The sequence below is a fragment of the Rhizobium sp. P1_E1 genome (assembly GCF_056406015.1).
The window spans coordinates 25,111-31,163 of sequence record NZ_JBFUAY010000061.1 but is presented as its reverse complement, the minus strand read 5'-3'; the positions used below and the strand labels follow the sequence as shown (position 1 = coordinate 31,163).

General features: G+C 58.9%; 6 protein-coding genes, 3 pseudogenes and 1 other annotated feature. Of the genes and pseudogenes, 7 read left to right on the top strand and 2 right to left on the bottom strand.

Translation table 11 applies throughout. From position 1 onward, the window contains the following. The 4 genes and pseudogenes from AC1D1Z_RS20295 to AC1D1Z_RS20280 all read left to right on the top strand — a co-directional run. Nucleotides 1-161: pseudogene (locus AC1D1Z_RS20295) on the top strand (non-homologous end joining protein Ku); the annotation flags it as partial. Nucleotides 162-165: 4 nt separating this feature from the next. Continuing rightward, entirely contained in the window at nucleotides 166-519 is a 354-nt protein-coding gene (locus tag AC1D1Z_RS20290; RefSeq protein WP_077988347.1) for a DUF982 domain-containing protein, read from the top strand. 91 nt (nucleotides 520-610) lie between these two features. Next, entirely contained in the window at nucleotides 611-835 is a 225-nt protein-coding gene (locus AC1D1Z_RS20285; RefSeq protein ID WP_018245210.1) for a hypothetical protein, read from the top strand. 1,523 nt (nucleotides 836-2,358) lie between these two features. Continuing rightward, the gene (locus tag AC1D1Z_RS20280; protein ID WP_018245211.1) at nucleotides 2,359-3,150 is read left to right on the top strand and encodes an SDR family NAD(P)-dependent oxidoreductase; all 792 of its coding nucleotides are present in this window, start codon (nucleotides 2,359-2,361) and stop codon (nucleotides 3,148-3,150) included. 71 nt (nucleotides 3,151-3,221) lie between these two features. Here AC1D1Z_RS20280 and AC1D1Z_RS20275 read toward each other — a convergent pair. After that, nucleotides 3,222-3,345, bottom strand: a pseudogene (locus tag AC1D1Z_RS20275) (VOC family protein); the annotation flags it as partial. A 62-nt stretch (nucleotides 3,346-3,407) separates the two neighbouring features. Between AC1D1Z_RS20275 and AC1D1Z_RS20270 the strand changes: the two are divergent. The 3 genes from AC1D1Z_RS20270 to AC1D1Z_RS20260 all read left to right on the top strand — a co-directional run bounded on the left by AC1D1Z_RS20270 (nucleotide 3,408) and on the right by AC1D1Z_RS20260 (nucleotide 5,421). Then, on the top strand, nucleotides 3,408-4,037 hold the full coding sequence (locus tag AC1D1Z_RS20270) for a hypothetical protein (protein ID WP_018245212.1): 630 nt from the start codon (nucleotides 3,408-3,410) through the stop codon (nucleotides 4,035-4,037). A 247-nt stretch (nucleotides 4,038-4,284) separates the two neighbouring features. Beyond that, nucleotides 4,285-4,830, top strand: a complete 546-nt coding sequence (locus AC1D1Z_RS20265; RefSeq protein WP_018245213.1) for an MOSC domain-containing protein — start codon at nucleotides 4,285-4,287, stop codon at nucleotides 4,828-4,830. 66 nt (nucleotides 4,831-4,896) lie between these two features. Further along, the gene (locus tag AC1D1Z_RS20260) at nucleotides 4,897-5,421 is read left to right on the top strand and encodes a metallophosphoesterase family protein (RefSeq protein ID WP_018245214.1); all 525 of its coding nucleotides are present in this window, start codon (nucleotides 4,897-4,899) and stop codon (nucleotides 5,419-5,421) included. A 400-nt stretch (nucleotides 5,422-5,821) separates the two neighbouring features. Here AC1D1Z_RS20260 and AC1D1Z_RS20255 read toward each other — a convergent pair. Then, nucleotides 5,822-6,037, bottom strand: a pseudogene (locus tag AC1D1Z_RS20255) (IS3 family transposase); the annotation flags it as partial. After that, nucleotides 5,831-5,938, bottom strand: a sequence feature (AL1L pseudoknot). (Overlaps the previous pseudogene by 108 nt.) Nucleotides 6,038-6,053 lie beyond the last annotated feature (16 nt).

The following is a 6,053-nucleotide window of genomic DNA, read 5'->3' as shown; positions in this document are numbered from 1 at the left end:
GCCTGCTGAAGATCATTGCGGAGAAGAAGAGGGCTCTCAAGCCCGCCAAGAAGGCCGCGAAGGGCAAGCCGGACGCCACTCAGGGCTCGAATGTCGTGAACATCATGGACGCGTTGAAAAAGTCCGTGGCCGCAGAGCTGAAATCGGGCAAGGCCCGGTGACATCATGCACGACGTGAGCGCGATACCAATCATGGAAATTGCCGTGTCTTCGCCCGATCGAGAACACTTCGCAACGGCATCCACGATATCGGGCCTGATGGGCATCTTGATGTCGGAGAGATGGCCCAGGCATCTAAATGGTCCGACATGGCAGCACGCGCTTGCCTCATGTATGCGGTCGCCTCAAGGCGAATTGCAGCCCACGAGGGCGAGACAAGTTTTCGTGTCTGCAGCTCGAGCCGCCCATTTGAAGGTATTGCCCGACGACGAACAGCGGCTTCGGAGCCGTGCCGCGTCTCCGCGCCGGAAAGTCGTCGTGCGAAGACGTGAATTGGAAGCCGGATCGGTCGACGGGTGATCATTCTCCACCAGATGACGACCTGGACGAGCTCAGGCATTCTCATTTCTGGGTTTTCTGCTATCGTCCACAGGTCACGGGAGTAGGCGTCATGGCAGTGAGTTTGGTTCCGCATGCATTTTACTGGGCGAAGTCCTCGAAGTATTTCGACGGACAACCAACGATCGTTCGGGTCTCTACGGTCTTCGGGGAGGATCCTGACTATTGGACGCTGGCGCTCCTGGGAACCGATCAGCACGCCATGCCCGCGGACTTCGAGATCATCGCTCCGGCGGAGCTCCCAGAAGAATACCCTGTCCGGCAAGCCGCCGAGTGAGACCGTTTATCGGGCAAGCGACCGAAGGCTCTCGACGGGGCACCCTTTTTGTCGGGCGTTCACACCGCCAAACTGCCCGATGGAGAAATTTGCCATAACCCATCGGAACTTGCGGGAGGTTCGACGACGGGGCTGCCCTGCTCCCTCCAACCGATTTCGACCTCACCATCCCTCCGAACGCCAGACACGTCCAACGTCCCTGTACCCACCGAGAGCGCGCCGATACCGGTACCCGTCGCGCTCTTGCGTGATCTGCTCAGGGAATATGGATCGAGCGTGTCGTCCAACCGGATCCACCCCGCTCGCTGTAGGAACGTCGACTTTCGACCGGGTCGACCCAGTTTGAACCCTGGTGACGCGGCCAGCGTTGTTGGCAACGATACTGATGTCGTTAGATGGAACGCCTGCCTGCCCGCCCAACGGGCAAATAAAAAAGGCCGGGGCGAAATCGCACCGACCTTTCCAACATCGCTCTTCACACCAGTGCCAGTACATCCGTGGTCAAAAGCAGATAAGCGACTTCGGCAGTCGCGAACACTCGCGTGGAGCACTCACCAGCAACGCCGATGACCGTTAAATAGCGTCGGATTGTGTTTAATTCAAGTCGCCCGGCAAGAAGCTCCGCGAATCAGACGGACCGCCGTCTCGCCTGCACAACGGCCGATGGCCTGTCGGGAACTTATTGCGACCACCAAACCGGCAACAAGGTCACCGCGAACATTACCAGCACGAGGGCCAGGTAAACAGTCCATCCAATCGCCCGACGAAACGGTCTAGGCAGGCGGGTAATACGGACTAGCAGGCGATTTGCGAAGCCTGCCTCTGGGGGAACGTCTCCCTGCCCACGATTATTACGTCCGCTAGTCATTCGAGAGCTTTCAGTCAAACAAGTAAACGCTCGGGCGAAGTGGCCGCCCGGCGCACAGGAGTGTTGTCTGCTTGGGGTAAGCAACAATCGCCGAGCGACCGTATAAATAACCACCAAAGGCATTCAAAAGTTCCCACTATATAACGCTCCGCCGGAAGTGTATCCAAAGTTGTTTTTTCAGTTTATTTGAATAAAGGTAGAGAATTAAAGACGAGCGCAAACAGCCTTGTGGTCAAATCGAGCACAGAACGATCGCGCGAAAGGTTCCGCGATCGCGCAGTCCAGGCCCGGCTACCGACGAAGACGTCGAAAAGCTTCGTCAGAAGCTTCAGTATCTTACGCGAGCAAAGGTGAAGACGGAAATCGACGAATACTTCGCGAAGCCTCACGGCAAATTGGAGCGAGGGCCGATGCTAGGCTCGTTTACCTCACTGTCCATCTTCGCGTTTGATCTCGATAAACGGGGACAATCCCTTCAGGCTTGGGAGACCGGGCGGCGAAGACGAGGAAGCGGCCGACCGGGCCGCCCGGTAACAAACCTGATTGGTTTCGATCGGCTCCTTCCCCTACCCGAAAGGATTATCCGCATCCTGGACGGTTGCGAGACCGCTCGCCAGTTCATACGTTCTGTGATCCAACCTCACAGGAGCAGAAGATGCAGATCGACCTCACAGGCAAGACCGCGCTAGTCACGGGATCGACCGAAGGCATTGGATACGCGATCGTCCGCCAGCTCGCGAGGGCGGGCGCAGACGTGGTGGTCAACGGACGATCCGAAGAAAAGACCGCAAATGCCGCCGAACGCCTGAAAGGCGAAGGTGCCAGGGGAAGCGTGACCGCTGTCGCAGCCGATCTCGCAACCGCTAAAGGATGCGACGCACTCTTCGCCAAAGTTCCTCATGTGGACATCCTCATCAACAATGCGGGCATCTTTCAGCCGCTCGATTTCTTCGACGCGGACGACGAGGTATGGGACCGTCACTGGCAGGTGAACGTCATGTCCGCCGTCAGGCTTTCACGTGCATATCTACCCGGCATGCAGAAGATCGACTGGGGCCGCGTCATCTTCATCGCGTCGGAATCCGGCTTCAACATTCCGGTCGAGATGATCCACTACGGCGTCAGCAAGACGGCAGACATCGCCGTTGCCCGCGGCCTTGCCAAGCGCATGGCTGGCACGGGCGTCACGGTGAACTCCGTCCTCCCCGGCCCCACACTTTCCGAAGGCGTCGAGGCGATGCTCGCCGATGAGCGGGCGAAGACCGGGAAACCGATCGAGGAGGTCGCGGCGGACTTTGTCAAGAAGCACCGCGGCAGTTCGATCATCCAACGAGCTGCAAGCGTGGAGGAAGTCGCCAACCTCGTCACCTACCTGGCCTCCCCTTTGGCGTCCGCAACGACGGGCGCTTCGATGCGTGTGGACGGAGGGCTGATCGACACGCTCTGACTCCACCGACCTACCGCTGCAGGCGGTATGGCATGCCTACCAGCGCACCTACGACCCACCGATCGTGGGTGGTCGCCCAGACCAGTGACGCGACCAGCCCATTCGCCCTCGATCGTCGCGCGGCCTTCGAGTTCGAGGCCGAGCTCGCGAAAGAAGTCTATCGCCACCCCCAATGGCTTCGACGACGATCCCGATGTTGGCTTATCCTGGTGATACTACTCGTTGACGTGGAACACTGCTTATCCCATCTAGGGTTCATGCCGAAACACGAAAAGAACGATGTGGAGCTGGTCAGGACGTGGGTGCTGCCGCCATCAGCGACCCTGGGATCTTCGGTCCGCGTCAAGGGAATTCTCCTCGAGCTGCGGGCGCGGTTGCCGATCGCTTCGAAAAAGTCGCTGGATATCGAGCAAGGAGAACTCACGCTGGCGATGCCTGCAAGTGCCAAGGCAGAATTCCATGGCGCGGCGTCGGTTGTCGCCACTGCGCTGGAAGACATCGAAAGCATGCCTGTAATCCCGCGCGAGATCCAGGATATCCTGTCGATCAAGACGAGCGAGCGTCATCGCTGGCTCAAGGACGGCCGTCTGCCGAGCGCTGGCACGCGCACCGTGAAACTGCGCGGTCGAGCACGAAAGATCACCTTCCACGTGTTCGACCCGCGCGTCGTGGAAGACCTTCTCAATCGGGGCGTCGTCGATGAATGGCGGGAGGAGGATTTGGCGGCGACCGCGGAGAACCGACGCAGGGCAGCATACAAGGCGAAGCTGACGCGATCTCTGAAGAATGCTGGCAAGTCTTCTAAGACGATCGAACGACATCCGGACGATGCAGCGACGAAGCTGCGCGGCTGGGAAGAATTCAACGTCGACGGCCTTCTTCGGTGAACCCACCCCATATTCGCTGTCCTGGCGCCCAGGAGCACAAGCCTGTTTCACATTCAGGTTCCTGGAAATTCCTCGCCCTGACCTTCAACGTATCGATGTGCGGTCCCTGGTGAAGATGACTCGTGGCTGATGAATCGGCTTTGGTCCGCAGCGTGACCCCGGATTTTCAGGAGGAATTCTGCCATGGCTTCCCCGGCGATGCACATGAAGGTATGGAAACGTCTCGGTGAAATTTGAGGAGGATCGCATGGACCGCGGACAGGTGATCGCAGTCGCGACGGATGATAAACATCGGTTTTCGAAGAGGCAGATGAATGAGATCCACATCCTCGCGGGTCTCGGCGTCGAGGGCGACGCGCACCTGGGCGTGACCGTCAAGCACCGCTCCCGGATCCGGGCCGATCCCAGTCAGCCGAACCTGCGACAGGTTCATCTGATCCAGGCGGAGCTTTTGGACGAGCTTGCCGATCAAGGTTTCAAGGTTGGTCCGGCCGACCTGGGCGAAAACATTACCACCCGCGGCGTCGACCTTCTGGCGCTCCCGCGCGGAACGGTTCTGAAGCTCGGTGCGAACGTCGAGCTTCAGGTCACGGGGCTGCGCAATCCCTGCTCGCAGATCGACAACCTCCAGCCGGGACTTCTCAAAGCCGTCCTCGGCAGAGGACCGAACGGCGAACTCATTCGGAAGACCGGCGTCATGACGATCGTGCTCAAGGGCGGAGTCGTCGTTCCCGGCGACGCTATTGCCATCGAGTTTCCCGTCCCACCATTGCTTCCGCTCGAAGTCGTGTAGGGCGCCCGTATTGTTCATGAAGCACCCTCGCATCGACATTCGAACGCCAGACGCCAGTTATTGCACATGATCCATTTTACCGGCGATACTCATTTCGGCGACCCGCGTGTCCTTCGCCTCGACAGACGTCCATTCTCCGACGTGGTCGAACACGATGACGCCCTGATCCGCACTTGGAACGAAACGGTCGGGCCTGACGACGAGGTTTGGCACCTGGGAGACTTCATGTCGGCAAGAGCGGGCGATTGTACCGAGCTGCTTGCCAGGTTGAACGGTCGAAAGCACCTGATCATCGGCAACAATGACCCGGCGACGACCACGAATTCGCCGGGCTGGGAAAGCGTGCAGCATTACGCGGAACTCCGCCACGAGGAACGTCATCTTATCCTGTGCCATTACGCTTTTCGAACCTGGAACCAGATGGGCAAGAAGTCGATCAATCTGCATGGCCACTCGCATGGCAGATTGAAGCCTCTTCCCCGCCAGTACGACGTCGGCGTCGATGGGCAGGGACTTCGCCCCGTCACGCTGGCGCTCCTTTTGACAAGGAAGCGTTTCGTCATGGGTGGAGGAGGCATTTTGGACGAATAGAGAAGGCGTGCAGCGAGGGCAAGCCGTTTCTCAGGCGCCAACGGCCGCTACCTGGTGGTGCGGTGTTGGAGCCGTTATGCTTTTGAGTGGACTCGAACTCTAGGCACCCCTTCCCATTCGTTCGGCCAAGCCACAAGGCACTTATCATCGGGCTCACGATGATGCCCCCGCGCAGGATGTGTCTGGGATAGCCGCCACCGCGACCCTCGCCTTCGTCGTCCTTTTTACATCCTCGATCTGGCTGTCGACAGGCAGAATTGTTCTGGGAAGTGAAAAACAAATGCCGTTGCTGGCCCGGCGATGCGGATCCGCAACCCTGCTGGTGTTCTCGGCCGTGCTGACCCTCAGCGCATTTTAACGGCACCAAGAATACCGCTACCGTCCTCATTGAAGTCTCACACCAGATTGACGAGCCGATCGGCAGTAGCCTGCAGATCGGCTCGACCCCGAACACTGTTCGTCGATGAACGATCATCGCTTCAATGGGCGGTCGAGGTCCGCCTTCGTGAAATGAGCATACATCTCGCGCAAGATCTCGTGGGCCTGAAGAAGGTCCCGGTTCCCTGCTCAAGAGCCTTCATCTTTCTGCAACATTACACAGCAGGCCTGCTCGTTTAAACGCAATCGCCCGC